General features: G+C 65.5%; 22 protein-coding genes. 13 read left to right on the forward strand and 9 right to left on the reverse strand.

Going from position 1 to position 23,572, the window contains the following annotated elements; translation table 11 throughout:
* Positions 1-20: 20 nt before the first annotated feature.
* From ACYZGB_RS09785 to ACYZGB_RS09795, 3 genes are read right to left on the reverse strand one after another with little or no spacing between them, the layout of a single operon-like run.
* On the reverse strand, positions 21-1,136 hold the full coding sequence (locus tag ACYZGB_RS09785) for an acyl-CoA dehydrogenase family protein (protein WP_462388038.1): 1,116 nt from the start codon (positions 1,134-1,136) through the stop codon (positions 21-23).
* 24 nt (positions 1,137-1,160) lie between these two features.
* On the reverse strand, positions 1,161-2,342 hold the full coding sequence (locus tag ACYZGB_RS09790; RefSeq protein WP_462388039.1) for an acyl-CoA dehydrogenase family protein: 1,182 nt from the start codon (positions 2,340-2,342) through the stop codon (positions 1,161-1,163).
* Positions 2,343-2,388: 46 nt separating this feature from the next.
* Positions 2,389-3,093 (reverse strand): YceH family protein, encoded by a 705-nt coding sequence (locus tag ACYZGB_RS09795; RefSeq protein WP_462388040.1) that lies wholly within the window; start codon positions 3,091-3,093, stop codon positions 2,389-2,391.
* A 21-nt stretch (positions 3,094-3,114) separates the two neighbouring features.
* On the opposite strand from ACYZGB_RS09795, the gene purN reads away from it, so the two are divergent.
* Positions 3,115-3,696 carry a phosphoribosylglycinamide formyltransferase gene (gene purN, locus ACYZGB_RS09800; protein ID WP_462388041.1) on the forward strand — a complete coding sequence of 194 codons (582 nt, stop codon included), beginning with the start codon at positions 3,115-3,117 and terminating at the stop codon, positions 3,694-3,696.
* A gap of 204 nt (positions 3,697-3,900) precedes the next feature.
* Here purN and xopAW read toward each other — a convergent pair whose 3' ends face one another.
* On the reverse strand, positions 3,901-4,878 hold the full coding sequence (xopAW, locus tag ACYZGB_RS09805) for a XopAW family type III secretion system calcium-binding effector (RefSeq protein WP_462388042.1): 978 nt from the start codon (positions 4,876-4,878) through the stop codon (positions 3,901-3,903).
* Positions 4,879-5,131: 253 nt separating this feature from the next.
* Here xopAW and ACYZGB_RS09810 point away from each other — a divergent pair, with 253 nt between their 5' ends.
* Positions 5,132-5,860, forward strand: a complete 729-nt coding sequence (locus ACYZGB_RS09810) for a response regulator (protein WP_462388043.1) — start codon at positions 5,132-5,134, stop codon at positions 5,858-5,860.
* A complete protein-coding gene (locus ACYZGB_RS09815) occupies positions 5,860-6,984 on the forward strand; it encodes an ATP-binding protein (RefSeq protein ID WP_462388044.1) in 1,125 nt (374 codons plus the stop codon). Before ACYZGB_RS09810 ends, ACYZGB_RS09815 begins: the two co-directional genes overlap by 1 nt.
* Positions 6,985-6,996: 12 nt before the next feature.
* Here the strand turns inward: ACYZGB_RS09815 and ACYZGB_RS09820 are convergent, their stop codons facing one another.
* Positions 6,997-7,251, reverse strand: coding sequence for a DUF1653 domain-containing protein (locus tag ACYZGB_RS09820; RefSeq protein ID WP_462388045.1), 255 nt, complete (start codon positions 7,249-7,251; stop codon positions 6,997-6,999).
* A gap of 70 nt (positions 7,252-7,321) precedes the next feature.
* Between ACYZGB_RS09820 and ACYZGB_RS09825 the strand changes: the two genes are divergently transcribed.
* From ACYZGB_RS09825 to ACYZGB_RS09835, 3 genes are all read left to right on the forward strand, one after another.
* Entirely contained in the window at positions 7,322-9,175 is a 1,854-nt protein-coding gene (locus tag ACYZGB_RS09825; RefSeq protein WP_462388046.1) for a M48 family metallopeptidase, read from the forward strand.
* A gap of 104 nt (positions 9,176-9,279) precedes the next feature.
* Positions 9,280-10,554 carry an RsmB/NOP family class I SAM-dependent RNA methyltransferase gene (locus ACYZGB_RS09830; RefSeq protein WP_462388047.1) on the forward strand — a complete coding sequence of 425 codons (1,275 nt, stop codon included), beginning with the start codon at positions 9,280-9,282 and terminating at the stop codon, positions 10,552-10,554.
* 180 nt (positions 10,555-10,734) lie between these two features.
* Complete coding sequence (locus ACYZGB_RS09835) at positions 10,735-11,949, forward strand: DesA family fatty acid desaturase (RefSeq protein WP_462388048.1); 1,215 nt, start codon at positions 10,735-10,737, stop codon at positions 11,947-11,949.
* Between the two features lie 67 nt (positions 11,950-12,016).
* Here the strand turns inward: ACYZGB_RS09835 and ACYZGB_RS09840 are convergent, their stop codons facing one another.
* The gene (locus ACYZGB_RS09840) at positions 12,017-12,421 is read right to left on the reverse strand and encodes a hypothetical protein (protein ID WP_462388049.1); all 405 of its coding nucleotides are present in this window, start codon (positions 12,419-12,421) and stop codon (positions 12,017-12,019) included.
* Positions 12,422-12,650: 229 nt separating this feature from the next.
* Here ACYZGB_RS09840 and ACYZGB_RS09845 point away from each other — a divergent pair, with 229 nt between their 5' ends.
* On the forward strand, positions 12,651-14,156 hold the full coding sequence (locus ACYZGB_RS09845) for an aminotransferase-like domain-containing protein (RefSeq protein WP_462388050.1): 1,506 nt from the start codon (positions 12,651-12,653) through the stop codon (positions 14,154-14,156).
* Between the two features lie 86 nt (positions 14,157-14,242).
* On the opposite strand, the gene rpmG is transcribed toward ACYZGB_RS09845, so the two are convergent.
* The 3 genes from rpmG to trxB form a co-directional block, all read right to left on the reverse strand.
* On the reverse strand, positions 14,243-14,413 hold the full coding sequence (gene rpmG, locus ACYZGB_RS09850; RefSeq protein ID WP_063461314.1) for a 50S ribosomal protein L33: 171 nt from the start codon (positions 14,411-14,413) through the stop codon (positions 14,243-14,245).
* A gap of 11 nt (positions 14,414-14,424) precedes the next feature.
* Positions 14,425-14,658, reverse strand: a complete 234-nt coding sequence (gene rpmB / locus ACYZGB_RS09855) for a 50S ribosomal protein L28 (protein ID WP_010463481.1) — start codon at positions 14,656-14,658, stop codon at positions 14,425-14,427.
* A 183-nt stretch (positions 14,659-14,841) separates the two neighbouring features.
* Entirely contained in the window at positions 14,842-15,795 is a 954-nt protein-coding gene (trxB, locus tag ACYZGB_RS09860; protein WP_462388051.1) for a thioredoxin-disulfide reductase, read from the reverse strand.
* A 186-nt stretch (positions 15,796-15,981) separates the two neighbouring features.
* Here trxB and ACYZGB_RS09865 point away from each other — a divergent pair, with 186 nt between their 5' ends.
* The 6 genes from ACYZGB_RS09865 to ACYZGB_RS09890 all read left to right on the forward strand — a co-directional run bounded on the left by ACYZGB_RS09865 (position 15,982) and on the right by ACYZGB_RS09890 (position 23,551).
* On the forward strand, positions 15,982-16,659 hold the full coding sequence (locus ACYZGB_RS09865) for a Crp/Fnr family transcriptional regulator (RefSeq protein WP_462388052.1): 678 nt from the start codon (positions 15,982-15,984) through the stop codon (positions 16,657-16,659).
* An 86-nt stretch (positions 16,660-16,745) separates the two neighbouring features.
* A complete protein-coding gene (locus tag ACYZGB_RS09870; protein ID WP_462388053.1) occupies positions 16,746-19,082 on the forward strand; it encodes a DNA translocase FtsK in 2,337 nt (778 codons plus the stop codon).
* 44 nt (positions 19,083-19,126) lie between these two features.
* Positions 19,127-19,759, forward strand: coding sequence for an outer membrane lipoprotein chaperone LolA (gene lolA / locus ACYZGB_RS09875; RefSeq protein WP_462388054.1), 633 nt, complete (start codon positions 19,127-19,129; stop codon positions 19,757-19,759).
* 94 nt (positions 19,760-19,853) lie between these two features.
* Complete coding sequence (locus ACYZGB_RS09880) at positions 19,854-21,203, forward strand: replication-associated recombination protein A (protein WP_462388055.1); 1,350 nt, start codon at positions 19,854-19,856, stop codon at positions 21,201-21,203.
* A 328-nt stretch (positions 21,204-21,531) separates the two neighbouring features.
* The gene (locus ACYZGB_RS09885) at positions 21,532-22,461 is read left to right on the forward strand and encodes a branched-chain amino acid ABC transporter permease (RefSeq protein ID WP_462388056.1); all 930 of its coding nucleotides are present in this window, start codon (positions 21,532-21,534) and stop codon (positions 22,459-22,461) included.
* 13 nt (positions 22,462-22,474) lie between these two features.
* A complete protein-coding gene (locus ACYZGB_RS09890) occupies positions 22,475-23,551 on the forward strand; it encodes an ABC transporter permease subunit (protein ID WP_137746072.1) in 1,077 nt (358 codons plus the stop codon).
* Positions 23,552-23,572: the final 21 nt, after the last annotated feature.

Raw genomic sequence — 23,572 nt, forward strand, 5'->3', positions numbered from 1 at the left:
AAGTGCGTGACAGCCCCGGTTTATGCAAAAACGCCGGCCGTGTCCTGCATGCGGGCCGATACCTCGCCCAGGTGGTGCAGGGTGTCGCCAAAGGTCATTTCCAGCTGCGTGAGCTTCTTGAAGTAGTGGCTGCCGATGTACTCGTCGGTCACGCCAATGCCACCGTGCAATTGCACCGATTGCTGGCCCACAAAACGCATCGATTGGCCCAGCTGCACCTTGGCGCGGGCCATGGCGGCGCGGCGTTCGGCCGCCGGGGCGCCGAGCTTGAGGCTGGCGTAGTAGCTCATCGAGCGGGCCAGTTCCAGCTGCATCTTCATGTCGGCCACGCGGTGGCGCAGCGCCTGGAAGCTGGCGATGAACACGCCGAACTGCTTGCGCTGGTTCATGTATTCGACGGTGAGTGCCACGGTCTTGTCCATCACGCCCACAGCTTCGGCACAGGTGGCGGCAATGCCGGTGTCCACGGCCAGTTCCAGCGCGGCCAGGCCGTCGGTGGTGATGAGCGTGGCGGGGGCGTTGGCCAGTTGCACTTCGGCGGCGCGGCTGCCGTCTTGCGTGACATAGCCACGTGTGGTGACGCCTGCGGCCGAGCGTTCCACGAGGAAGAGGGCGATTTTTCCGTCCAGCTGCGCAGGCACGATGAAGGCATCGGCCTGGTCACCAGCGGCTACTATGCTTTTTGTAGCTGTTACGGCATATCCAGCGGGCGCAGAGGCTGCTTTTGCCTCACAAACGTCCAGGCGGTAGCGCGCCTTGCGCTCCTGGTAGGCCAGCACCACCAGCGCTTCACCGCTGGCCACGCGGGGCAGCCAGGCGCCTTGCACGTTGGCGGGGGCGTAGTGCGACAGCACGTTGCTGGCGATGAAGGCCTGGGCGATGGGTTCCAGCACCATGCCACGGCCCAGTTCCTCGGCCACCACCATGGCGTCGATCGCGCCCTGGCCCATGCCGTCGTGGGCTTCGGGCACGGTCAGTGCGGTCAGGCCCAGCTCGGCCAGCTCGCCCCAGGCGGCGCGGTCAAAACCACCGGCGGCCACGGCAGCGCGGCGGCGCTCAAACGTGTAGCCCTTGTCCACCCACTTGCGCACGGCGTCGCGCAGTTGTTCCTGGTCGTCAGAAAAATCGAAATCCATGTTCTTGTCTCCTGGAACTTGGGTTCAGCCGAGGACGGTCTGAGCCACGATGTTGCGCTGCACTTCGTTGGAGCCACCGTAGATGGTGGTCTTGCGCAGGTTGAAGTAGGTGGACGCCAGCGGCGCGTTGGCGGTGACGCCGCCAGGGAAGTTGCCCTGCCAACCGGCCTCCATGGCCTCTTCGATGAAGGGCAGGCTGAACGGGCCGGCGGCCAGCATCATCAGCTCGGCGTAGCGCTGCTGGATCTCGCTGCCCTTGATCTTGAGCAGGCCCGCGATGTCGAGCGAGTTCTTGCCGCTCTTCTCGGCCGACAGCACCCGCAGCACCAGCATTTCCAGCGCGACGATGTCCACTTCAAGCAGGGCGATCTGGTCGCGGAAGCGCTGGTCGTCCCACATGCCTTCGGTCTTGGCAATGCGCTTCAAGCGTTCCAGCTCGCGCTTGCTGCGGTTCACGTCGGCAATGTTGGTGCGCTCGTGCGACAGCAGGTGCTTGGCGTAGGTCCAGCCCTTGTTCTCTTCGCCGATCAGGTTCTCGGCGGGCACTTCGACGTTGTCGAAGAACACCTCATTGACTTCGCACTCGCCGTCCAGCAGCTTGATGGGGCGCACGGTCACGCCCTTGGACTTCATGTCCAGCAGCAGGAAGGAGATGCCGGTCTGCGGCTTGCCTTCGTTGCTGGTGCGCACCAGGTTGAACATCCAGTCGCCGTGCTGGCCCAGCGTGGTCCAGGTCTTTTGGCCGTTGACGATGTATTTGTCGCCCACGCGCTCGGCGCGGGTCTTGACGCTGGCCAGGTCAGAACCCGATCCGGGTTCGCTGTAGCCCTGGCTCCACCAGACTTCGCCGCTGGCGATGCCAGGCAAAAAGCGCTTTTGCTGCTCGGCGTTGCCAAACGCCATGATCACCGGGGCCACCATCACCGGGCCAAACGGCACGATACGGGGCGCGCCAGCCAGCGCGCACTCTTCTTCAAACAGGTGCTTTTGCACGGCCGTCCAGCCGGGGCCGCCAAATTCCTTGGGCCAGCCAAAACCGAGCCAACCCTTTTTGCCCAGGATCTTGGCCCAGCCCTGCATGTCTGCGCGGGTCAGGCGCAGGGCGTTGTGCACTTTGTGCGAAATTTCCTGGGGCAGGTTGGCGTGAACCCATGCGCGAACTTCGTCGCGGAAGGCCTGTTCTTCGGGGGTGAATGCGAGATCCATGCGGCTTGTCTCCTGAGAAGTCCTGTTTGTAGCACGGTCGTTCGTTTTATTCCTGTCCGGGTGGCGACATCGGCGCAGGGTCTGCGGCCATGCCCAGCTCAGCGCACAGCCGCTGCACGGTGGCGCGCAGGCTGGCCACTTCGGCCTCCAGCGCGTCCACCCGGGCCTGCAGGGCGGGGGACGGCCCTGTGGCGCCGGTACCTGGCTGGGGGGCGTGGCTGCTGCTGGTATCCACAGGCCCACACATCAGGTGCGCCCAGCGCTGCTCGCGCGCACCGGGCGCGCGGGGCAGCTGCACGACCAGCGAGCCGCCTTTCTCTGCGCTGCGCTCCTGCAGCTCGTCCAGAAACGCCTCGACCGAGGAAATATCGGCAAACCGGTACCAGCGCTCGGCGTTGATGCGCAGCTCGCCCGCCGTCTGGGGGCCGCGCAGCATCAGCAGGCCCAGCAGCACGGCCGATTGCTCGGGCACGCCCACGCCACGCTGGAAGTTGTGTTCCCACCGTGTAGTACGGTTGCCGCTGCTCTCAAACGCCAGCGTCAGAAGCTTGAGCGAATCCAGCGCTTCCTGCGCCTCGGCGTCGCTGAGGTTCATCACAGGGTCGCGGCTGGTTTTCTGGTTGCAGCCGGTGACCAGGCCGTTGAGCGACATGGGGTAGCTGTCGGGCACGGTGCGCGCCTTTTCCATCAGGGTGGCGAGCACGCGGGCTTCGTGGGGGGTGAGGGGGCGGGTGAGGGGATCGAAGGGCACTGGGATAATCCGTGGCAATTTATGAAGAACATCGTCATTCTGATCTCTGGCGGCGGCTCGAACATGGCCACCATCGTCCGCACCGCGCAACAGGAGAACTGGGCACAACGCTACGGCGCCCGCGTGGCGGCCGTGATCAGCAACAAGCCGGACGCCGCCGGGCTGGTGTTTGCACGCGAGCAGGGTATCGCTGCCGAGGCGCTTAACCACAAGGCCTTTGCCACCCGCGAGGCGTTTGATGCCGAGCTGGCCGCCACCATCGACCGCCACCAACCCGCCCTGGTGGTGCTGGCCGGCTTCATGCGCATCCTCACCCCGGGGTTTGTGGCGCACTACGCCGGGCGGCTCATCAACATCCACCCCTCGCTGCTGCCCGCCTTTACCGGGCTGCACACGCACCAGCGCGCCATCGATGCAGGCTGCAAGTTTGCAGGCGTCACGGTGCACCAGGTGACGGCCGAGCTGGATGTGGGCCCCATCCTGGACCAGGCGGTGGTGCCCGTGCTCCCCGGCGACACGGCCGAGACGCTGGCGGCCCGGGTGCTGACCCAGGAGCATGTGATCTACCCCCGCGCCGTGCGGGCGCTGGTGCAGGCGCTGTAGCGCTGTTGCCATGCGCAGGGCGATTGCTATCAAAATAATAGCTTAAAGGGCAATGTGGTCGCGCGCAGAGGCCTGTTTTTTGCCTGAAACCCACCGGCGCGCGCAGCTCGTCAACTGACGGGCGAATCGCACTGCGCGTGCCAAGGGCCTGGAAGGGGCTCCCTCCGTTTCCTTCCAGTGTCTCCTCGTGTCTCCCCAGCCGCGTCAGGCCACCGCGCTCAGGCTGCTGGTGGTGGACGATGCGGTGTTCCAGTCATTGGCGGCCAGCGCGTACTGCTGCCGGGCAAAGTCGGCCAGTCGCGCCAGGTCGTTGCGGCGGCCGGATTCGTTGCTGCTGGGGGCCGACTGGGTCTGGCTGGTCAGCTGGTCGATGAAGGCCTTGGATTCGCTGGCGCTGATGCTGGCGTCGCCATCGGTATCGATGGCGTTGAACAGCGCGGTGATTGCGTCCTGCTCCACGCTGCTGGTGCTGCCTGCCAGCCGTTCGGCGGCCGAGACCGTGCCGTCCTCGTTGGTGTCCAGTGGGTCGTAGCTGGCGGCCGAGCTGTTGCCTGATGCGCCCCCGGCACCCCCAGGGCCCCCGGGAGGCGGCGGCATGCCGCCCAGGGCCTGCATGCCGCCAGCCTCTGCGCCAGCGCCCGAGGGGCGACCGGCGTCGAATTCGGCTTCGCTCAGGCTGCCGTCGCCGTCTGCGTCCAGTTGGCTGAAGAGCTCGTCGCTGCTCACGCCCGTTTGGCTGGCTGTGCCGCCCGACATGGCCTCCAGCAGGGCCTGCAGCTCGGTTTGGCTCACGGCACCATCGCCGTCGCTGTCCACCTTGCCAAACAGGTCGTCGCCCGCCTGGCCGGTGGCTGTGGCGCTGCTGCGCGACTGGGCGAACGCCATGGTCGAGGGCGGCGGGGGCAACACGCTTTGCATGGTCTTGCCCAGCTCGTCCGCGTTGAGGCTGCCGTCGCCATCGCTGTCGTACTGCTTGACCAGGTCGGCCGCGCTGGTCTGGCTGCTCACGCCGGTCTTGTTGGCCACATCGTCCAGCAGGCCCTGCAGTTCGGTGTCGCTCACACCGCCGCTGCCGTCGGCATCGATTTTGGACAGCAGCCGCTCTGGCGAGGGCGGCGGGCGCGATGCCCGCTGCACGCTGGCACTGGACCAGGCACTGCTGACGCTACTGATGGTCGTCATCGTTGTTCCTTTCTTCCAAGGGTGGGTCGGTGCCTGGTCCCCCACAGCGGAAGCCCTCAGCCATGGCCCGCGTCCATTCTTGGGTGGGCATGTCTCCGGGGTTTGTCTGCTTTGTACCAAGGCCGGTACAAAGGGCGCCTGCAAGGCCCGAACAAGGGGGCAATTGCCCGCCAGATTGCCCCGAGCGCGTGGGGGCGGCTGCCTAAACTTGGTGCGTACTTTTGGGGCGTTTTTTTTGCGCCTGTGCCTGCCCATGCAACACATCCTGGTGGTGGACGACGATGTCGAGATCACCACATTGCTCACCGAATACCTTGCCCGCTTTGGCTACGCCGCCCACGCGGCGGGCGATGCGCCGTCGATGCGCGCCCAGATGGCGGCGCACCCCATCGGCCTGGTGGTGCTGGATGTGATGCTGCCCGGCACCGACGGCATCACGCTGGCGCGCGAGCTGCGCGAGCGCTCCCGGGTGCCCATCATCATGCTGACCGCCCGCGCCAACCCCTACGACTGCGTGCTGGGCCTGGAGATGGGGGCTGACGACTACATGGGCAAACCCTTCGAGCCGCGCGAGCTGGTGGCCCGCATCCAGACGGTGTTGCGCCGCATGGCGGGCGACACCGCACCGGCCCGGCAAGGGCCCGACGAGGTGGTGCGCTTTGATGGCTGGACGCTGCACAGCATCGAGCGGCACCTGGTATCCCCGCAGGGCGTGGTGGTGCCGCTGTCCAACGCCGAATTCCGCCTGCTCTGCACCTTCTTGCGCATGCCACGCCGCGTCTTCAGCCGCGACCAGCTGATGGAGCAGGCCCGGGGCCGGGCGATGGATGCGTTTGAGCGCAGCATCGACCTGCTGGTCTCGCGCCTGCGCAGCAAGCTTTCGGACGACCCCCGCTCGCCTTCGATGATCCGCACCGTGCGCGGCGCGGGCTACCTGTTCAATGTGCAGTCGCTGCAGGGGCAGGTGGGGTGGCCCCACTGATGGCCTCATTGATGGCGGCACGCTGGCGTGTGGCGCTGCAGCGCTGGCTGCCAAACACCTTGTTTGGCCGGCTTGCGCTGCTGCTCATCGTGGCGGTGATCGTGAGCCATGTGCTGGCGCTCACGCTGATGTTTGAGCTGCGCCCGGCGCACCCCGAGCACCCGCCTGGCCCGCCGCCCCCCGCGGCGGCAGTCGATGGGCGGCCCATGCCACCGCCCGGGCCCGGGCCGGGAGGCCAGCGACCCGGTTTTTTGGATGCGCCACCCTCGCTGCAACTGGGCCTGTTGCTCGATATCAGTGTGCGCCTGGCCGCGCTGGTGGCTGTGGCCTGGTGGGCCGCACGCTGGCTGTCGCGCCCCATGCACCGGCTGGCCACGGCCGCGCAAGAGCTGGGCCGTGATATCGACCGGCCCCCGCTGCCCGAGGACGGAACGCTGGAATGTCGCGACGCCAGCCGTGTGTTCAACCAGATGCAGGCGCGCATCCGCCAGCAATTGGCCGAGCGTGACCGGTTTGTGGCGGCGGTGTCGCACGATCTGCGCACGCCGCTGACCCGGCTGCGCCTGCGCACTGAAAGCCTGGGCGATGCCCGCGCGCAGCAGCTGTTTCGCCGCGACATTGCCGAGATGGACACCATGATCACCTCCACGCTGGACTACCTGCGTGGCGTGGCGGGTGCCGAGGCCTGGGTGCTGCTGGATGTGCAGGCCCTGGTAGACAGCTTGGCCGATGACCAGCTCGCCATGGGCCACCGGGTCACGGTGGCGGGGCAGGCGGCCCCGCTGCGGGTGCAGGCCGTGGCGCTGCGGCGCTGTCTGGACAACCTGGTGGGCAACGCGATCCGCTACGGCGGCAGTGCCGAGGTCACGCTGCACGATGCGGTTGATGCGCTGACCATCGAGGTACGGGACCATGGCCCCGGTTTGCCTGCTGAAGAGCTGGAACGGGTCATGGAACCGTTCTACCGCGTCGAGGCCTCGCGCAACCGCCAGAGCGGCGGGGCGGGGCTGGGGCTCACCATTGCCAGCGACATTGCGCGCCGCCATGGCGGGCAGTTGGTGTTGCGCAATGCCGCAGGTGGCGGGCTGGTAGCGGCGGCCATTTTTCCGCGCAGAGTGGTGTGACGGGGGCCAGGCTCAGCCCGCTTCGGTGGCGTCGCCGCACTTTTCAAAGCGGGGCCGCAGCACGCCATCGATGAGCACCTGCTCTTCAAACATGGCGGCAGGGCGCACCCACAGGCCGCGTTGCCCATACAGCGCGCGGTACAGCGTCATGGGTTCCAGCGTCTCGCTGTGGCGCACGGTGTCAATCACCTCGTAGAGCATGCCCTTGTAGTGGCGGTACAGCCCCGGGGGCGTGTGGAGGAGTGCAGGCAGGTCGTCGTCGGTCATGGTGGTGGGGGAAGGGTACGAGTGGTTAGGATGGCGTCTGATAAAAATCAAGCAAGAGTGAGGGACGTCCGTGGATCAGGCAGATTTTGTGCATCTGGTGCGCATGAGCGAGCATGCCAGTGCCGACAACAGCCGAGCGTACCGCCGCAGTGTGGCGGCGTTTGCGGCGCTGGGCTATGCGTGGGTGCTGGGGTGCCTGGCGCTGGCCGTGGGTATTTTGCTGTGGGTGGTGCCGCAGCTGCTGCAGGGCCGCTTTCGTTTTGCCTTGGTGTGGGCCCTGCTCGGGGCGGGCGGCCTGCTCTGGGTCAGCCTGCGGGCCTTGTGGGTGCGGTTTGACGAGCCTGTCGGGGTGGAGATCACAGCGCTGGACGCTCCTGACCTGTTCGAGGCCCTGGCGCGCATCCGCCGCAAGATCAAGGGGCCGCCCCTCCACAAGGTCACGCTCACCGACGAATTCAACGCCAGCATCCAGCAACTGCCGCGTTTTGGCCTGCTGGGCGGCGCCGTCAACCACCTGAGCATTGGCCTGCCCCTGTTGATGGCGCTGGACCGGCCGCGTTTCCTGGCCGTGCTGGCCCATGAATACGGGCACCTGCGCGGCGACCACGGCCGGTTTGCCGCCTGGATCTACCGCACGCGCCTGTCGTGGATGCGCCTGAACCACAGCCTGGCCGACGATGAAGGCCCGGTGGCTGCCGCCACACAGGCCTTCATGCGCTGGTACTTTCCGCGCTTTTCTGCCAAGACCTTTGCGCTGGCCCGCCAGGATGAGTACGAAGCCGACCGCATTGCGGGCAAGCTGCTGGGCCGCGACGTGACGGCCGCCGCCCTGGCCGAGATCGAGATCCGGGGCGCCTGGCTGCAGGCAGAGTTCTGGGGCAACCACTGGTGTGTGGCGGCCGACAACCCGGTACCGGTGGGCCCCTACCGCAGCATGCGCCGCCAGCTGGCCAAGGCCCCCGACGCCGTGTTTGCCAACGATGCGCTGCGCCAGGCCCTCAAGCGCCTGAGCAGCGTGGACGACACCCACCCCGGCCTGCGTGACCGCATCGAGGCGCTGGACGCGACGCCCACCGTGCCGGACTGGTCGCGAGGCAACGCCCTGGCCCTGCTGGGCCCCGACGCCAAACGCTGGGTGACCCATTTCGACAAGCAATGGTGCCGCGACAACGCCACCGAGTGGAAGCAACACCACGCCTGGCTCGGCCGCGTGCGCGCCCGCGCCGAGGCCCTGGGTGCCTCCACGGCGCAGAGCAGTGCTGCCGACCTGGTGGAGCTGGCCCGCCTGAAGCGCCACCTGGACCCGCATGCCGATGTGCGTGCCCTGTACGAGCTGGCGCTGGAGCGCAGCACCGATTACCCGGCCGCCCTGCGCGGGCTGGTGCCCTGCCTGCCCGAGGGCGACCGCGAAGCCAAGCTGGCGCTGCTGAACCGGGTGTGGGAGGCGGGCAGCAGCGACCGCTACTGGGCCGCACGCACGGCGCTGGCCGAGCTGGAAACCCCGCGCCTGGGGTTGGACCACGACGCCGCCGCGTTCAAACAATGGCGCAAGCGGCTGGAGCGCGCCCAGGAATCGGAAGAGCGTGCCTGGGAAGAGTTGTCGGGCACCTCGTTCTTCAGCCAGATCACGCGCAACGACCTGAGTTCTTTCGAGCTGGCTGAGCTGCAGTCCGAACTGGCCCGCTGTGCCCCGCTGGCCCGCTGCTGGCTGGTGCGCAAGAACCTGCGCGAACACCCACAGCGCAGGGCCTACCTGGTGTTTGTGGAGCTGCCAGGCATGGACGACGAAAGCCGCTACCACCTGTGCCGTGCGCTGGAGCGCAACCTGAGCCTGCCCGGCCCCGCGCTCGTGCTGTGGGCCGGTGAATCACCCACGCTGCAGGAGATCCAGCGCTCGGCGTTCGAGCCCATCTACACCCGTTGACGTAAAAGCCGTACCCGGAGCGGTTTTGTCACCCCCTTCCTTGCCGTGCGGCACGCGGGGAGATCGGGCGCAGCCGACGCGGCAGGGAATGGGACAATCGGGGGATGCATCCCAAAGTTCTTCTCGACGCCTGCGCCGAACTGGTCAGGCTCACCCTCACGTTTGAACACCCCGCCGACGCGGTGGTGTCGCGTTTTTTCCGCGACAACCGGGGCCTGGGGCCCCGCGAGCGCGCCACGCTGGCTGAAACGGTCTACACCGTGCTGCGCAAGAAGCTGCTGTTTGACCACATGGCGCCGTCGGGCTCGGGCCCCAAAGAGCGGCGCCTGGCCATCCTGGGCTTTTATGGCCCGCGCGATTTCCTCAAGGCGGCACTGACCGACCAGGAGAAGAACTGGCTGGATCAGTGCGACGCCGTCACGGCGGACGACTTGATGGAGCGCCACCGCCACAACCTGCCCGAATGGCTGGTCAAGCCCCTCAAGGACCAACTGGGCGACGGCTTCTGGCCCCTGGTGGGCAGCCTGGCCCAGAGCGCGCCGCTGGACCTGCGCGTCAATGCGCTCAAGGACAAACGTGCCGATGTTCAAAAGGAGCTGGCCAAGGCCGGCATCAAGGCCCAGCCCACGCCGTATTCGCCCTGGGGTTTGCGCATTGACGACAAGCCCGCGCTGACCAAGCTGGATGCGTTCACCCGCGGTGCCATCGAGGTGCAGGACGAAGGCTCGCAGCTGCTGGCCCTGCTGCTTGATGCCAAGCGCGGCGAGATGGTGGTGGATTTCTGCGCGGGCGCGGGGGGCAAGACGCTGGCGGTGGGTGCGACCATGCGCAACACCGGGCGGCTGTATGCGTTCGACGTGTCGGGCCACCGGCTGGACGCGCTCAAGCCCCGCCTGGCGCGCAGTGGCCTCTCAAATGTGCACCCGGCCGCGATCGCGCACGAGCGCGACGAGCGCGTCAAGCGCCTGGCGGGCAAGATCGACCGCGTGCTGGTGGATGCTCCGTGCTCCGGCCTGGGCACCCTGCGGCGCAACCCCGACCTCAAGTGGCGCCAAAGCCCCAAGGCGGTGGAGGAACTGACCGCCAAGCAGACTTCGATCCTGGCCAGTGCGGCACGCCTGCTCAAGCCGGGCGGGCGGCTGGTGTACGCGACCTGCAGCATCCTGCCCGAGGAGAACGAGGCGATCGCCGAAGCCTTCAGCGCCGCGCACCCGGATTTTGAGCTGCTCGATGCGGGTGAGCTGCTGGCGCAGCTCAAGGTTGAAGGTGCCCAGGGGCTGTGCAGCGGAGGCGCATCCGGCAGTGGTTATCTGCGCCTGTGGCCCCATTTGCACCAGACCGACGGTTTCTTCGCAGCCGTCTGGACCCGCAAGCGCTGAGGGATGGCTCGTCTGCACCAACTTGGGGATATGACCAGTTGGCGACAGATGCGCTGAGAATGCCCTCTAAATCAGCGTAAATCCTATGGATGCCCCCGGTTTTTCAAAGGGGTGTCACTTTAAAATGGGTGACCTGCTTCGCTGGTGAGCGGGTTCTTTGTAGTAAGGCTTTTGTTGAATATGCTGTTACCCGATTGGGCTGTGCTGAACGCTGCCATTGACTGGCTGGGCCATGGGCTGTGGAACCTGGCCTGGTGGCAGATCGTCCTGTACACCCTGGCGACGACCCACATCACCATTGCGGCGGTCACGATTTTTCTGCACCGCGCGCAGGCACACCGCGCGCTTGATCTGCACGCCATTCCTTCGCATTTCTTCCGCTTCTGGCTGTGGATCGGCACGGGCATGGTCACCAAGGAGTGGGTGGCCATCCACCGCAAGCACCACGCCAAGTGTGAAACCGTGGATGATCCCCACAGCCCGCAGACGCGTGGCCTGGATACCGTGATGTGGCGCGGTGCCGAGCTGTACCGCGCCGAGTCCAAGAACATGGAAACCATCAAGAAGTTCGGCCATGGCACGCCCGATGACTGGATGGAGCGCAACGTGTACACCCGTTTTGGCTGGCAGGGCGTGGGCCTGATGCTGGTGCTCGATCTGGCCCTGTTCGGTGCCCTGGGTGCCGCCGTGTGGGCAGTGCAGATGCTGTGGATTCCCTTCTGGGCGGCCGGTGTGGTCAATGGTGTGGGCCATTACTGGGGCTACCGCAACTTCGAGGCGCAGGATGCCAGCACCAACCTGTCGCCCTGGGGCGTCATCATTGGCGGTGAAGAGCTGCACAACAACCACCACACCTACCCCACGTCGGCCAAGTTCTCGGTCAAGCCGTATGAGTTCGACATTGGCTGGGTCTACATCAGCCTGATGAAAAAAGTGGGCTGGGCCACGGTCAAGAAGGTGCCGCCCAAGCTGCAGCTGGGCGATGTGAAAGCCGTGGCCGATGAGAAAACCCTGGAGGCCTTGATCGCCAACCGCTACGAGGTCATGGCCGGTTATGCCCGGGGTGTGCGTCAGGCGTGCAAGGAAGAAATTGCTGCGCTCAAGGCGCGTCAGGCGGATGTTTCGGTGCTGAAAGCCGCCAAGCGCTGGTTGCCCCGCGATGTCGAGAAGATTCCGGCCATCGCGCTGCCACAACTGGCCCAGGCGCGCGCCGCGCACCCAGCGCTCGACAAGATGGTGATCATGCGCGAAGAGTTGCGCCAGCTTTGGCTGAACACCTCCCAATCGCGTGAGCAGCTCACGGCCGACCTGCAGGCCTGGTGCCGCCGGGCGGAAGAAAGCGGTATTTCCGCGTTGCGTGAGTTCTCTCTGCGGCTGCGGGCGGCGCAAGCCTGACGCGGCTTGCTTTGACCGTACAAAGGCCTTGCCGCTTGGCAAGGCCTTTTTCTTTTGGGGTTCTCGCTTACCGCGCGGCGTGCAAGGCGCCGCCATGGTCGGAATCTTTGGCAGCTTTCCGGGGGCTTTGGAGTGCGGCGCGCAGCCCGCACCAGATTGTCTGCCACAGCCCTGGCGCGGGTGTGGCTTCCATGAGCTGGATTTCGGCGGGGCGGTGCCAAGGGTTGTGCAACTGGATCCAGACGGCCTGCGCCTGCCCGCTCCACGGCAGGTGCTGCCCGGCCTTCAGCACAGTGGGTGGCGGTGGCGTCTGCGATGCCTGTCCGCAGTCTTGGGGGGGCCAGTGGACAGCCACTTCGCCTCGTGTGGTGCGCAGTGTGCTGCCGGGGGCCAGGCAAATCCAGTTGCCCTGGCCGGGGGCGAGGTGCTGGGTGAGGGGTGGCGGGGGTGTGGAGGGGCTGTGCAGTGGCATGGTGTGGGGCTCCGGGTGGACAAAAAAGGCTGCAGTGAAGGCCTTAGCGTAGGAAAAGCCGCTTCGGTTCAACAGGTACACGCACCGGCGCAGAGGGGTAGAACAGTGTTGATTTTTTGAATGCTGTTATGGTGCTCGATCCCCTTTCCTGTACCTGTACCCGCCAGCGGTGTTCGGGCACGATGCACGGATCCGCTGCCGAGCCCGTCCCACGGCTGCGCACCACGCCATGTCACATTCCTCCGAGTCCCGCGACGCCCCGATCTATCGCCAGCTGGCGGCCTTGTATGAACAGGCGATCGCCGCAGGCAGCCTCACACCGGGCATGCGCATGCCTTCCGTGCGCGAGTTGTGCCAGCGGCACCAAGTGAGCCTGACGACGGCACTGCAGGTACTGCGCCAGCTTGAATCCCAGGGGTGTGTGGAGGCCCGGGAGCGGGTGGGTTACTTTGTGCGGGAGCTGGGTGGTGTGGCGCTGCCCGGGGCGCGCGAGCCTGACCTGCATGAGCCCCTGGCCCAGGACCCGCGCGTCTTCGCAGGTATCAACGAGCGTATTTCGGGATTTCTGGAGAAGGCGCGTCGTGCTGGCCCCTTGCCGCTGGACCTGGGCAGCGCCATGCCCGCGCCCAGCCTGTTTGATGCGGCCGCGCTCAACCGGCTGGCCCATGGCCTGCTGCGGAAGCAGCCCGATATCCTGGTGTATGGCCCCTCGGCGCCGACCACGCACCCGGACTTCCAGCAGGCCATGGCGCGCCATGCGCTCACCTTTGGTGTGTGCGTGGCGCCTGCCGACATTGGTGCGACGCACGGCAACTCTGAAGCCGTGAACCTTGCACTGGATGCAGTGGCCGAGCCGGGCGACGTGATTGCCGTGGAATCGCCCACGTTTTTTGGCATCCTGCAGGCCATCGAGGTGCGGGGGCTGCGCGCGCTGGAGATTCCGAGCAGTCCACACACCGGCATGTCGCTGGAGGCGCTGGAACTGGCCGCGCGCAATGAGCCCCGGCTCAAGGGGGTGGTGGTGGTGCCCCACCTGCAGATGCCCCTGGGCAGCGTGATGCCCGACGCCCACAAGGAACGCCTGGTGGCCCTGTGTGTGGAGCATGGGCTGGCGCTCATCGAGGACGATATCTACCGGGAGTTTGTGGAGTCTCCCCACGTGCTGCGCCCTGCCAAGGCCTGGGACCGCCCGGGCGATGCGGGCCAGGTGATCTACTGCGCATCGCTCAGCAAGAGCTTTGCGCCCGGCCTGCGCCAGGGCTGGATGAGTGCAGGCCGCTGGCAGGCGCGGGTGCAGATGATCAAGTTCGCACGCACGCGCAACATGCAGACCTGGTCGCAGCTGCTGACCGCGCGCAGCGTGGATTCCCCGGCCTACGAGCGCCACATGCGCCGCATGCGGGCGCAACTGCGTATCCAGCGCGAACAGGCGGCGCGGGCCGTAGCGCGCTACTTCCCCACGGGCACGCGCCTGAGCTTGCCGCCAGGTGGGTTGAGCCTGTGGTTGGAGCTGCCTCTCGGCATTTCCTCGACACGCCTGTACGACGAAGCGTTGCAGAACGGCATCCGCGTGGCCCCGGGCCCCATGTTCTCCAACACGGGACGGTATGAGCATTTCCTGCGGCTGAGCTGCGGCATGCCGTTCACTGCCGAGGTGGAAGCGGGCTACCGCACGCTGGGAGGTTTGCTGGCTGCCCAGATGGCGGAGCTGCCTGTGCCGCGCAAGGTGGCCTGAGGTCGCCCTCCCGAAGGCAGCGCGTTGTGCTGCAGGCATAAAAAAACCGCCCTGGAAGGGCGGTTTTTTGAGGGAGCGGCGCCGAATTACTTCAGCTTGGCTTCCTTGTACTCGACGTGCTTGCGAGCCTTGGGGTCGAACTTCATGATCGACATCTTTTCAGGCATCGTCTTCTTGTTCTTGGTGGTGGTGTAGAAGTGACCGGTGTCCGCCGAGGACACCAGCTTGATCTTGTCGCGTCCGCCTTTGCTTGCCATGGTGCTACTCCTTAAGCCTGGCCACGGGCACGCAGGTCTGCGAGCACCGAGTCGATACCGTTCTTGTCGATCAAACGCAGGGCAGCGCTCGAAACACGCAGGCGAACCCAGCGGTTTTCGGTCTCGACCCAGAAACGGCGGTATTGCAGGTTCGGCAGGAACCGGCGCTTGGTTTTGTTGTTGGCGTGGGAAACGTTGTTCCCGGTCATGGGCTTCTTGCCCGTTACGTCGCAGACGCGTGCCATGAGGACACTCCGATACTTTTAACGGCCGCTCGCTGGACCCTGGGCTTGTGTGCCCAGGTTGGCTTGCGGCCTCACCTCGCCAGAAAGGGTGGCGGTAACCCGATTTGCCTGTTTCGAAAGGACCGCAAAAAACGGGCCGAATTCAGCAAAGCCGCAAATTATAGCCTGCTGCACAGTTTTTGATCAAGCTTCTTGTTCGAGGAAGCGCTGCGCGTCCAGCGCGGCCATGCAGCCCGTGCCCGCGCTGGTGATGGCCTGACGGTACACATGGTCCTGCACGTCGCCTGCGGCAAACACGCCAGGCACGCTGGTCTGTGTGGCAAAACCCTTGAGCCCGCCCTGGGTGATGATGTAGCCGTTCTCCATCTCCAGCTGACCCAGGAATATCTCGGTGTTGGGGGCATGGCCAATGGCGATGAAGCAGCCCTGCAGCTTGATGTCTTCCGTGCTGCCGTCCTTGGTGCTCTTGATGCGGATGCCGGTCACGCCCGTGTTGTCGCCCAGCACTTCGTCCAGCGTGTTGAACAGCTTGAGTTCGATCTTGCCGGCGGCGACCTTCTCGTGGAGCTTGTCCACCAGGATGGGCTCGGCCTTGAACTTGTCGCGGCGGTGCACCAGCGTGACCTTGCGGGCGATGTTGGACAGGTAGAGCGCTTCCTCCACCGCCGTGTTGCCGCCGCCGACCACGCAGACATCCTGCTCACGGTAGAAGAAACCGTCGCAGGTCGCACAGCCGGACACGCCCTTGCCCATGAAGGCTTCTTCCGAGGGCAGGCCCAGGTATTTGGCCGATGCGCCCGTGGCCAGGATCAGCGCGTCGCAGGTGTAAGTGCCGCTGTCGCCCGTGAGCGTGAAGGGGCGCTTGCTGAAATCGACCTTGTTGATGTGGTCGAAGATGATCTGGGTTTTGAAGCGCTCTGCGTGCTCCAGAAAGCGCTGCATCAGGTCCGGGCCCTGCACGCCGTGCACGTCGGCAGGCCAGTTGTCCACCTCGGTCGTGGTCATCAGCTGGCCACCTTGGGCCATGCCGGTGATGAGCACCGGGTTCAGGTTGGCGCGGGCCGCATAGACGGCCGCCGTGTAGCCCGCAGGGCCCGAGCCGAGAATCAGAACTTTCGCGTGTTGGGTGGTGGACATGGTAAAAGCCTGTGTTTTGCGCCCGCTACACGGGGCGCTGTTGGGAAAGCTGGGGGTTGAGCCGCCGAGTATCAACCGGCGGATGCGGCTGCACGCAGCCCGTTTTTCAATCACGGCGATTGTAAGAAGCGATTGATAACCCGTTGCGGCGCCGGTTGAGCCGCACCCCTGAAAGGAGATGTCTGCATGTCCACGATGTTGTCCAACCTGGACCTGCTGCGCCGGGTGCCCTTGTTCTCGCTGCTGACGGTGGCGCAGGCTGAGGTGATCAGCGGCGCGGTGATCAAGCGCCGTTTCAAGCGCGGTGAGGCCCTGGTGGAGCAGGGGCAGAAGTCGAATGCCCTTTTCATCCTGCTCACGGGCCGGTCCCGGGTGATGACCTCGGACAGCCGGGGGCGCGAGGTGATCCTGGCCACCCTGGCGCAAGGCGACTACCTGGGCGAGATGAGCATCATCGACAACGAACCCCACTCGGCCACGGTGCGGGCCGAGGTGCAGACCGACGTGCTGATGCTGGGCCGCGCCGAGTTTGCGCGCTGCCTGACCGAGAACGCCTCCATGTCGCTGGTGGTGATGCGCGGCCTGGTCAAGCGCCTGCGCCATGCCGATCGCAAGATTGAGTCACTGGCGCTACTGGATGTATACGGCCGTGTAGCCCACGCCCTACTGGACTTTGCTGTGCCCGACGCCCAGGGCCAGCAGGTGATCAAGGACAAGATATCGCGCCAGGACCTCGCCAAGATGGTGGGCGCATCGCGCGAGATGGTCAGCCGCGTGATGAAGGACCTGGAAGAACGTGGCTTCATCGAGGTGCTCCCGAGCGGCGCCACGCTGCTGCGGGATCGGCTGAGCGCGCTGGGCTGACGGCACCGCCTCCGGCGGTCTGATTAGGGCGACACGCCCTGGCCCACGACCCCGGGATGCATGGGGTAAGCTCGCCCGGCACGCTTATGACCTATTCCCTCAATACCTTGAATGCATCGGCGGCGGCCAAGTCGCCGCCCCGCACGGGCGCGGCCCGTTTTGGCCATGAGATTGGCCTGCTTGTGGGCCTGCTGGCCCTGGTTTTCTGGCTGCTGGCGCTGGTCAGCTTTTCGGCCCAGGACGCGGCCTGGTCCACCTCGGGCGCGCGGGATGCACGCGCGGTGGCCAACTGGGCGGGGCGGCTGGGGGCCTGGCTGGCTGACGGCAGCTATTTTGCGATGGGCTTTTCGGTGTGGTTGTGTGTGGCGGCGGGTGTGCGCGCCTGGTTGTCTTCGCTGGCGCGCTGGATGCGCGGGGGCGAAGTTGTGGCCGGGGCGGCCAGCCCGCTGGTGCGCCGGGCCACGTTCTGGCTGGGCCTGGTGGTGCTGATGTGTGCCAGCACGGCCCTGGAATGGTCGCGGCTGTACCGGTTTGAATCCTTCCTTCCGGGCCATGCCGGTGGTGTGCTGGGGTACCTCACCGGGCCTGCCAGTGTGAAGTGGCTGGGCTTCACCGGCTCGGGGCTGCTGGCCATTGTGCTGGCGGTGCTGGGGGCGGCACTGGTGTTCCGCTTTTCGTGGGGCCATGTGGCGGAGTTTCTGGGGGGGCGCATCGATGCGCTGGTTCAGTCACGCCTGGCAAAACGCGAAGTGGCCAAGGATGTGGCCGTGGGCCGCAAGGCTGCACGCGAGCGCGAAGTCGTGGTGCTGGAGGAGCGCACCGAGAGCGAGGTGCACCACCCCGAACCCATCCAGATCATCGAACCCGTGCTGGTGGACGTGCCACAAAGCACGCGTGTGGTGAAAGAGCGGCAAAAGCCCCTGTTCACCGAGATGCCCGACAGCAAGCTACCCCTGGTAGACCTGCTCGATGGCCCCCAGCAGCGCCAGGAAACCGTGGCGCCCGAGACGCTGGAGATGACCAGCCGCCTCATCGAGAAAAAGCTCAAGGACTTTGGCGTGGAAGTGCGCGTGGTGGCGGCCATGCCCGGCCCGGTGATCACGCGCTACGAAATCGAGCCCGCCACGGGTGTGAAGGGCTCGCAGATCGTGGGCCTGGCCAAGGACCTGGCGCGCTCGCTCAGCCTTGTCTCGATCCGCGTGGTGGAGACCATCCCCGGCAAGAATTTCATGGCGCTGGAGCTGCCCAACGCCAAGCGCCAGTCGATCCGCCTGTCCGAGATCCTGGGCTCGCAGGTCTACCACGAGGCCAAGAGCATGCTCACCATGGGCCTGGGCAAGGACATCGTGGGCAACCCGGTGGTGGCCGATCTGGCCAAGATGCCGCACGTGCTGGTGGCGGGTACCACGGGCTCGGGCAAGTCGGTGGGGATCAACGCGATGATCCTCTCGCTCTTGTACAAGGCCGAGGCACGCGACGTGCGCCTGTTGATGATCGACCCCAAGATGCTGGAAATGTCGGTCTACGAAGGCATTCCGCACCTGTTGGCGCCCGTGGTCACCGACATGAAACAGGCGGCGCACGGCCTGAACTGGTGCGTGGCCGAGATGGAGCGGCGCTACAAGCTCATGTCCAAGCTGGGCGTTCGCAACCTCGCGGGCTACAACACCAAGATCGACGAGGCCAAGGCGCGCGAGGAGTTCATCTACAACCCCTTCAGCCTGACGCCGGAAGAGCCCGAGCCGCTGCAGCGCCTGCCGCACATCGTGGTCATCATCGACGAGCTGGCCGACCTGATGATGGTGGTGGGCAAGAAGATCGAAGAGCTGATTGCCCGCCTGGCGCAAAAGGCGCGCGCGGCCGGCATTCATTTGATTTTGGCCACCCAGCGCCCGAGCGTGGATGTGATCACCGGCCTGATCAAGGCCAACATCCCCACCCGCATCGCGTTCTCGGTGGGCTCCAAGATCGACAGCCGCACCATCCTCGACCAGATGGGCGCTGAGGCATTGCTGGGCATGGGCGACATGCTCTACATGGCCAGCGGCACGGGTCTGCCGATCCGAGTGCATGGCGCCTTTGTGTCGGACGAAGAAGTACACCGTGTCGTCAGCTACCTCAAGGAACAAGGGGAGCCGGACTACATCGAGGGCGTGCTCGAAGGCGGAACTGTGGACGGTGACGGTGATCTGTCAGGAGACGGCGGCGGTGGCGAAGGGGGCGAGAAGGACCCCATGTACGACCAGGCTGTCGAAGTGGTGCTCAAGGACCGCAAGGCGAGCATCTCGTATGTACAGCGCAAGCTGCGCATTGGCTACAACCGCTCGGCGCGGCTGCTGGAAGACATGGAAAAGGCAGGCCTGGTGAGCGGCCTCACGGCCAGCGGCCAGCGCGAGGTGCTGGTGCCCAACCGCAGCGAATGATGGACCGGGCGGCAAGCCCGGCCCGCACCCCACAGGAGTTTCTGTTGAAAAAGATCGCTACTGCAATTTTGATAGCTGCTGCGGCAAGCGCAGCAAGCGCTGACGGCCTGAAAAGCCTGGAGTCCTTCATGAAAGGCACCCAGACGGGCAAGGCTGATTTCACCCAGACCGTGACATCGCCCCCGAAGGAGGGGCAGACCGCGCGCACCAAACTGTCGAGTGGCAGCTTCGAGTTCCAGCGCCCGGGGCGCTTCAAGTTCGTTTACAAGAAACCTTTCGAGCAGACCATCGTGGCCGATGGGCAAACGCTGTGGCTGTACGACGTGGACCTGAACCAGGTCACGCAGCGCTCGCAGTCGCAGGCGCTGGGCAGCACGCCCGCTGCGCTGCTAGCGTCGGCCCCCGACCTGTCGGCGCTCAAGGCCGAATTCACGCTGGAGGCCGCCCCCGAGGCGGACGGCCTGCAGTGGGTGCTGGCCAGCCCCAAGGCCAAGGACGGCCAGCTCAAGAGCGTGCGTGTGGGTTTTGCGGGCGAACAGCTGGCGGCGCTCGACATTCTGGACAGCTTTGGCCAGCGCTCGCTGATCCGCTTTAACGGCATGCAGGCCAATGCAGCGCTGCCCGCCAGCAGCTTCCAGTTCAAGCCGCCTGCCGGGGCGGATGTGGTGAAGCAGTGATTTGCTATAAATAATATAGCTTCCAGCGCAGGCTGGTCAGGCGCAAAGAGCATTTTTGCTCGATAAGCGTGATGTAGACAGGACCGACTCCACCATGGCCACACGCAGTGCCTCCACCTCCCCAGCGGCGCAGGCCTCCACCCACCAGCCCCTGGCCGAGCGCCTGCGGCCCCGCCTGCTTGCCGAGGTGATCGGCCAGCAGCATGTGCTGGGCCCCGGCATGCCGCTGCGTCTGGCGTTTGAATCGGGGCGCCCGCACAGCTGCATCCTGTGGGGCCCGCCGGGCGTGGGCAAGACCACCATCGCGCGGCTGATGGCCGATGCGTTCGATGCGCAGTTCATCAGCATCAGCGCGGTGCTGGGTGGGGTCAAGGACATTCGCGAGGCGGTGGAGCAGGCGCAGGCTGCGCGCGACGGGCTCATGCAGCAACGCACCATCGTTTTTGTCGACGAGGTGCACCGCTTCAACAAGAGCCAGCAGGACGCCTTCCTGCCCCATGTCGAATCGGGCCTGTTCACCTTTATTGGCGCCACCACCGAGAACCCTTCGTTCGAAGTCAACTCCGCATTGCTGTCGCGTGCTGCCGTCTACGTGCTGCAGCCGTTGTCCGAAGAGGATTTGAAGAAAATTGTGGCCCTTGCGCGCGATGAGCAAGCCTTTCCAGCTATCGAAAGCGTAGCAATTGACCGCCTGGTGGCCTATGCCGATGGCGATGCGCGCCGCCTGCTCAACACGCTGGAGACGCTGGCCATGGCGGCCGCGCAGGAAAAGCTCGCCGAAATCACCGACGTGTGGCTGCTCAAGGTGCTGGGCGAGCGCATGCGCCGCTACGACAAGGGCGGCGAGCAGTTCTACGACACCATCAGCGCGCTGCACAAGTCGGTGCGCGGCTCCGACCCCGACGCTGCGCTGTATTGGCTGGTGCGCATGCTCGACGGCGGGGCCGATCCGCGCTACATGGCGCGTCGCCTGGTGCGCATGGCCAGCGAGGACATCGGCCTGGCCGACCCGCGCGCCCTGCGCCTGGCACTGGACGCGACCGAGGTCTATGAACGCCTGGGCAGCCCCGAGGGCGAACTGGCGCTGGCCGAGTGTGTGGTGTACCTGGCAGTGGCGCCCAAATCCAACGCGGTCTACAAGGCCTACAACGCGGCGCGCGCGTGGGTGAAGCAGGACGGCACCCGGCCCGTGCCCATGCACCTGCGCAACGCACCCACCCAGCTCATGAAGCAGCTCGACTACGGCAAGGGTTACCGCTACGCACACGACGAAGAGGGCGGCTTTGCGGCAGGCGAAAACTACCTGCCCGAGGGCATGCCAGAGCCCGGTTTCTACCAGCCGGTGGAGCGCGGCCTCGAAATCAAGATTGCACAGAAATTGCGCGAGTTGCGTGTACGCAATGCCGCAGCGGGTGTTGCTGCAGACCCCAGCGACGGGGGGTGAGGCAGCGGGCCTGGAAAGGGCGCATGCCGGGTGTGTTTGCCACTTTATGCTGATTTTGCATCAATGCGGTAATAAGTTTGCACATCAATGATCCTGCGTGGATCATTTTTCCTTATGAAGTGCGTGGCGCGCTGATGGGACGAAAACCCGAGGGAAAACCCCGCCCAGCGCGGGTGGGGGCAGAGAAGACTACTCGCTACAATCCCGTCCACAAACCCGCACAGTTGAATGCCTGGCGGGTTTTTTGCTAGATGGCAGTCGGGCCCACAAGGCTGTACCGATTCCGGTGCCTAAGCGGTGGGTGCGTCACAAACGAAGGACTTCTCTTATGGACATTTTGCTGCAACAGATCATCAACGGTCTGGTTCTCGGCAGCATGTACGCCTTGATAGCCTTGGGCTACACGATGGTGTACGGCATTATTCAACTCATCAATTTTGCCCACGGCGAGGTGCTCATGATCGGCGCCCTGACCAGCTGGAGCTGTATTGGAATGATGCAGGCCGCCATGCCGGGCGCGCCGGGCTGGATGATCCTGCTGCTGGCCACCATCATCGCGTGTGTGGTGGCCGCTACCCTCAACTTCGTGATCGAGAAGGTGGCCTACAAGCCCCTGCGCACCAGTCCGCGCCTCGCCCCCCTGATCACCGCCATCGGCATGTCGATCCTGCTGCAGACGCTGGCGATGATCATCTGGAAGCCCAACTACAAGCCGTATCCCACGCTGCTGCCCAGTTCGCCGTTCCAGATCGGTGGCGCTTTCATCACCCCCACGCAGATCCTGATCCTGGGCGTGACGGCTGTGGCCCTGGCCTCGCTGGTCTACCTGGTCAACCACACCAACCTGGGCCGCGCCATGCGCGCCACGGCAGAAAACCCCCGCGTGGCGTCCCTGATGGGTGTGAAGCCCGATATGGTGATCTCGGCCACCTTCATCATCGGCGCGGTGCTCGCGGCCATCGCCGGCATCATGTATGCCTCCAACTACGGCACGGCCCAGCACACCATGGGCTTCCTGCCGGGCCTCAAGGCCTTCACGGCGGCTGTGTTTGGCGGCATCGGCAACCTGGCCGGCGCAGTGGTGGGCGGCATCCTGCTGGGCCTCATCGAAGCCATCGGCTCGGGCTACATCGGCACGCTCACGGGCGGCCTGCTGGGCAGCCACTACACCGACATCTTTGCGTTCATCGTGCTCATCATCATCCTGACGCTGCGCCCCTCGGGCCTGCTGGGTGAGCGTGTGGCGGATCGCGCCTGAGGAGCCTCACACCATGAAGAACACCAAAACCAACTGGATCATCGGCGCCGTGGCGCTGCTGGTGCTGCCGCTGATCCTGCAATCCTTCGGCAACGCCTGGGTGCGCATTGCCGATCTGGCCCTGCTGTATGTGCTGCTGGCCCTGGGCTTGAACATCGTGGTCGGCTACGCCGGTCTGCTGGACCTGGGCTACGTGGCGTTCTACGCCGTGGGCGCCTACCTGTTTGCCTTGATGGCCTCGCCGCACCTCGCGGACAACTTTGCGGCGTTTGCCGCCATGTTCCCCAACGGGCTGCACACCTCGCTGTGGATCGTGATACCGGTGGCGGCGTTGTTAGCGGCGTTTTTTGGCGCCATGCTGGGGGCGCCCACGCTCAAGCTGCGCGGTGACTACCTGGCCATCGTGACGCTGGGCTTTGGCGAAATCATCCGCATCTTCCTGAACAACCTGGACCACCCCGTCAACCTGACCAACGGCCCCAAGGGGCTGGGCCAAATCGACTCGGTCAAAATTTTTGGCCTGGACCTGGGTAAGCGCCTGGAGGTGTTCGGCTTCGACATCAACTCCGTCACGCTCTATTACTACCTGTTCCTGGTGCTGGTGGTGGTCTCCGTGATCATCTGCTACCGCCTGCAGGACTCCCGCATCGGCCGCGCCTGGATGGCCATCCGCGAAGACGAAATCGCCGCCAAGGCCATGGGCATCAACACCCGCAACATGAAGCTGCTGGCCTTTGGCATGGGCGCTTCGTTCGGCGGTGTGTCGGGTGCGATGTTCGGTGCCTTCCAGGGCTTCGTGTCGCCCGAGTCCTTCAGCCTGATGGAGTCGGTCATGATCGTTGCCATGGTGGTGCTGGGCGGTATCGGCCACATCCCCGGCGTGATCCTGGGTGCCGTGCTGCTGTCGGCCCTGCCCGAAGTGCTGCGCTACGTGGCCGGCCCGCTGCAGGCCATGACGGACGGCCGCCTGGACTCCGCCATCCTGCGCCAGCTGCTGATTGCCCTGGCCATGATCATCATCATGCTGCTGCGCCCCCGTGGCCTGTGGCCGTCGCCTGAACACGGCAAGAGCCTGACGCAGAAGACCTGAAGCAGAACACCACCGAAAGTT

This window comes from Acidovorax sp. Q11 (assembly GCF_054950075.1).

What these genes read in the sequence shown, in the direction of transcription:
- ACYZGB_RS09870 (WP_462388053.1), top strand. Translation starts at nt 16,746, where the DNA reads ATGACCTATTCCCTCAATACCTTGAATGCATCGGCGGCGGCCAAGTCG.
- xopAW (WP_462388042.1), bottom strand. Translation starts at nt 4,878, where the DNA reads ATGACGACCATCAGTAGCGTCAGCAGTGCCTGGTCCAGTGCCAGCGTG.
- ACYZGB_RS09865 (WP_462388052.1), top strand. Translation starts at nt 15,982, where the DNA reads ATGTCCACGATGTTGTCCAACCTGGACCTGCTGCGCCGGGTGCCCTTG.
- rpmB (WP_010463481.1), bottom strand. Translation starts at nt 14,658, where the DNA reads ATGGCACGCGTCTGCGACGTAACGGGCAAGAAGCCCATGACCGGGAAC.
- ACYZGB_RS09835 (WP_462388048.1), top strand. Translation starts at nt 10,735, where the DNA reads ATGCTGTTACCCGATTGGGCTGTGCTGAACGCTGCCATTGACTGGCTG.
- rpmG (WP_063461314.1), bottom strand. Translation starts at nt 14,413, where the DNA reads ATGGCAAGCAAAGGCGGACGCGACAAGATCAAGCTGGTGTCCTCGGCG.
- ACYZGB_RS09830 (WP_462388047.1), top strand. Translation starts at nt 9,280, where the DNA reads ATGCATCCCAAAGTTCTTCTCGACGCCTGCGCCGAACTGGTCAGGCTC.
- ACYZGB_RS09845 (WP_462388050.1), top strand. Translation starts at nt 12,651, where the DNA reads ATGTCACATTCCTCCGAGTCCCGCGACGCCCCGATCTATCGCCAGCTG.
- purN (WP_462388041.1), top strand. Translation starts at nt 3,115, where the DNA reads ATGAAGAACATCGTCATTCTGATCTCTGGCGGCGGCTCGAACATGGCC.
- ACYZGB_RS09885 (WP_462388056.1), top strand. Translation starts at nt 21,532, where the DNA reads ATGGACATTTTGCTGCAACAGATCATCAACGGTCTGGTTCTCGGCAGC.
- ACYZGB_RS09820 (WP_462388045.1), bottom strand. Translation starts at nt 7,251, where the DNA reads ATGACCGACGACGACCTGCCTGCACTCCTCCACACGCCCCCGGGGCTG.
- ACYZGB_RS09785 (WP_462388038.1), bottom strand. Translation starts at nt 1,136, where the DNA reads ATGGATTTCGATTTTTCTGACGACCAGGAACAACTGCGCGACGCCGTG.
- ACYZGB_RS09815 (WP_462388044.1), top strand. Translation starts at nt 5,860, where the DNA reads ATGGCCTCATTGATGGCGGCACGCTGGCGTGTGGCGCTGCAGCGCTGG.
- ACYZGB_RS09890 (WP_137746072.1), top strand. Translation starts at nt 22,475, where the DNA reads ATGAAGAACACCAAAACCAACTGGATCATCGGCGCCGTGGCGCTGCTG.
- ACYZGB_RS09840 (WP_462388049.1), bottom strand. Translation starts at nt 12,421, where the DNA reads ATGCCACTGCACAGCCCCTCCACACCCCCGCCACCCCTCACCCAGCAC.
- trxB (WP_462388051.1), bottom strand. Translation starts at nt 15,795, where the DNA reads ATGTCCACCACCCAACACGCGAAAGTTCTGATTCTCGGCTCGGGCCCT.
- ACYZGB_RS09810 (WP_462388043.1), top strand. Translation starts at nt 5,132, where the DNA reads ATGCAACACATCCTGGTGGTGGACGACGATGTCGAGATCACCACATTG.
- ACYZGB_RS09790 (WP_462388039.1), bottom strand. Translation starts at nt 2,342, where the DNA reads ATGGATCTCGCATTCACCCCCGAAGAACAGGCCTTCCGCGACGAAGTT.
- ACYZGB_RS09880 (WP_462388055.1), top strand. Translation starts at nt 19,854, where the DNA reads ATGGCCACACGCAGTGCCTCCACCTCCCCAGCGGCGCAGGCCTCCACC.